Below are 3,217 nucleotides of genomic sequence, written 5' to 3' on the forward strand. Positions count from 1 at the left end.
GACGCGCCGTGAATGGCTCTTGAACTGCTCCCAGTCTGACAAGTAGTCTGCTACCCGCTCTGCTTGGGCGCGAGGATCCTCCGAATCCTTGAACATGTACTTTGCTAGCCAGTCCGTGACCATCGTCTTTGCAAGGGCAATGTGGCTTTCGCACTGCTTGAGCAATGCTGGCGCGTAGCTGCGGAGGATCGGCAACCATGCAGCGGTGTGCTCGGGATGATCCCTCAGGTCGGCCTTTGCATCCTCGAACTGCCTCAGAATCGCCTCGGCTGGTGAACTGCGTGGCCCCTCTGGCGTCTGGAGGATCAATTGCGGATCTATTGGACCAAGCTGGGAGTGGGATGCCATTACGATCTCATCAGATGCCATCGCGATCATCGTTGCAGCCGACATCGCGGCCACGGGCACTATCACCCGCAGCCCAGGGAAGCGGCCCCTCAGGTAACTGACAATCGCTTCAGCCGCTTCGGCTGATCCGCCGGGAGAATGAAGCATTAGGTCGATTGGGATGTCTTGAGGCAGTCCATGGACGACCTCCATGAACGCTTCGATGTCCGGATCGAGCGTGATGGATACGTCTGCGGAGGACACACCTTGACGTAGATTGAACCCAGCCGTTGCATATACGATGGTCGATCGACCGGTGTAGTCAGTCAGCCTCTTGAGATACTTGCGACGCACGCCGTCGAAGTCGATGACGCCGTCGGGTCCTTTGGTGGCCTGGATCTCTTTGAGAATGTCGCCCCACGTCGTTGCCATTGGTACTGATCGGTCCTACCTCGGGGCAAGAGGTTTCGTATCGGTCGAAGAAAAGCGGACAACGGGGTCGTAGTAGTACGCGGCCCGTGAGTACTGGTCCATCGCGGCCTCATACACTTCGATCACATCCGCCACGCCGGGTAGGACCTCGAATTCGTCAATGTGCTCTGGCAAGTCGTCTGTGCGCCTTTCCAACTCGGCCATCGCATTGTCTTTCACAGATCCACGCTCCTCGCTCGTGCCCGGAAGGGCTCGACAAAGCCTACTCGACATTCCGATCGAGCTGCCCCCTATGTGCTGTCGGCCGGAAGGCGGCCGAGACAAGCTCCTGTCATGCAAGCCCCAGCGCTGGGGCCAGCCGTTGATGGCGCGAAGCGGATGGCCATGTTGGCCGCGGGCCACCAGCGGACGGTCATGCGACGCTCCATCGCGCGTCCATCGCGCGAGAGGGTGGGATCAGACGGGAAATGGTGAGAAACGTTGAGAGGCGAAAACCCAATAGTCATAAGGGTTTTCTGGCATTCTGCCTGGTCGACGGAACCCCCAAGTTCGGGCTCATAACCCGAAGGTCGCGGGTTCAAATCCCGCCCCCGCTACGAACAAAGGCCCTGGTCAGAGCGTTTTCTGACCGGGGCCTTGTCGCGCTGAAGGGCAAACTTCTAACGGATCTTCTAACGGGTTCTAACGGATGGCTGTGCGGCTTCGGTTCATGATGGACATTGTGGCTCCGGTAGGTGGGTGACACTTTCGGGACGCGGCTCCGGTACGTGGGCGACAGTGGCTCCGGTAGGTGGGCGACACTTTCTGGTTCCATCCTTCTTCGAGTGTTCGGAGGAGGTCGTCGTGTTGGTGGAGTTGGGTGTTGTGGAGCAGCGGTATCAGGCGGTGTTGGAGGTGCTTGGCGGAGCGACGGTGGTCGATGTGGCCCGTCGGTATGGGGTGGCTCGTCAGACTGTTCATGTCTGGCTGCGCCGGTATGCCTCTGATGGGCTGGCAGGTTTGGTGGACCGGTCGTCGAAGCCTGATTCGTGTCCGCATCAGACCCCGGCTGACATTGAGGCTCGGATCGTTGAGATGAGGAGGGCGCATCGGGGTTGGGGGCCTCGGACGATTGGCTATTACTTGGAGCGGGAGGGGATAGATCCGGTTCCGTCTCGTTCGTCGATCTATAGGACGCTGGTCCGTCACGGGTTGATCGACCCTCAGAAGCGGAAGAGGAGCCGGTCGGATTACAGGCGGTGGGAGCGGGCCCGGGCGATGGAGTTGTGGCAGATGGACATCACCGGTGGTGTCCGCCTCGGTCGAGCTGAAGGTGGTCACCGGTATCGATGACCACTCACGGTTCTGTGTGTCGGCGAAAGTCGTCCGACGGGCTACCGCGAAACCGGTGTGTGACGCGTTGGGCGAGGCGATGGCCCGTCATGGGATTCCGGATCAGATCCTCACGGACAATGGCAAGGTGTTCACCGGACGGTTCGGACCCGGCAAAGGTGAAGTCCTGTTTGACCGTATTTGTCGGGAGAACGGGATCAGACATCTGTTGACGGCACCTCGGTCGCCGACCACGACGGGGAAGGTGGAACGGTTCCACAAGACGCTCAAGAAGGACTTCCTGGCCGGCAAGGTCTTCGAGTCGGTGGAGGAGGCTCAGCACGCCATTGACGGCTGGGTGGTCGAATACAACACGGAACGGCCGCATCAGGGAATCGGAATGGTCCCACCGATCCGCCGTTTCGAACTGGCCGTTTCTGAACCGTTCGAAGTGATCACAGGAGACGGCCAGCTATCAGATCCCGTTCCCGAGATGGTGGTCGGTGACCGGCGGGTGACTCGTCGGGTAGGGGCGGGTGGTCGGATCAGCCTGGCCAACCATCCCTATCACGTGGGCCGCTGGCTGGCAGGTGAAACCGTCGACGTCGAAGTGACTCCTGATGGTCTCGTCGAGATCTCCCACCGGGGAGTCCTGGTCGCCACCCACGCTGTGCGTCATCGGGCTGAGGCGGAACCCGAAGCGTGGCGGCGGCAGCCCAGAGCCCGGCCTACCCGACCGCCAACACAGGGTGTGCCCGTGACCCGGAAAGTGGACTCGTCGGGGAACATCAGCTTCGCCGCAACCACCTACCGGGTCGGCAATGCACACCGCCGCCAGCAAGTCGAAGTGAGAGTGGTAGGTGACACCGTCGAGATCTCACAGAACGGGAAGCTGCTCCGAGTCCATGCGGTCAAACACGACCCGGCCAAGGCTCACGGAGCTTTCGCCAACCCCGCAGGCAAACCCGACCGGATCAACGCCGCTTCCTAACTCGCGGGGCTGTGTCGTGGAGGTACCGAAGCCAGACTGTCACGCGGGTACCGAGACTTGACATCTTCTAACGGGTTCTAGCGAGAATGCAGCTGAGGCGTCAGTGCTCCAGGTCTCGAAGGACCTTGCGCACGGAGTAGCGAACATCTGAAGAGA

4 protein-coding genes and 1 tRNA gene are annotated in these 3,217 nt (G+C 60.7%); 3 read left to right on the forward strand and 2 right to left on the reverse strand.

Annotation, left to right across the window (positions count from 1 at the left end):
• A partial coding sequence (locus tag GWP04_12720) for a serine protease (GenBank protein ID NIA26399.1) occupies positions 1-759 on the reverse strand: 759 nt, incomplete at its 3' end.
• A gap of 15 nt (positions 760-774) precedes the next feature.
• Entirely contained in the window at positions 775-978 is a 204-nt protein-coding gene (locus GWP04_12725) for a hypothetical protein (GenBank protein NIA26400.1), read from the reverse strand.
• Positions 979-1,218: 240 nt separating this feature from the next.
• On the opposite strand from GWP04_12725, the gene GWP04_12730 reads away from it, so the two are divergent.
• From GWP04_12730 to GWP04_12740, 3 genes are all read left to right on the forward strand, one after another.
• Positions 1,219-1,355: transfer RNA gene (locus tag GWP04_12730), tRNA-Leu, on the forward strand.
• Between the two features lie 247 nt (positions 1,356-1,602).
• The gene (locus GWP04_12735; protein NIA26401.1) at positions 1,603-2,091 is read left to right on the forward strand and encodes a helix-turn-helix domain-containing protein; all 489 of its coding nucleotides are present in this window, start codon (positions 1,603-1,605) and stop codon (positions 2,089-2,091) included.
• A complete protein-coding gene (locus GWP04_12740) occupies positions 2,048-3,061 on the forward strand; it encodes a transposase (protein NIA26402.1) in 1,014 nt (337 codons plus the stop codon). Before GWP04_12735 ends, GWP04_12740 begins: the two co-directional genes overlap by 44 nt.
• Positions 3,062-3,217: the final 156 nt, after the last annotated feature.

The sequence above is a fragment of the Gammaproteobacteria bacterium genome (assembly GCA_011682695.1).
Taxonomy (GTDB): Bacteria; Actinomycetota; Acidimicrobiia; order Spongiisociales; family UBA4744; genus BMS3Bbin01.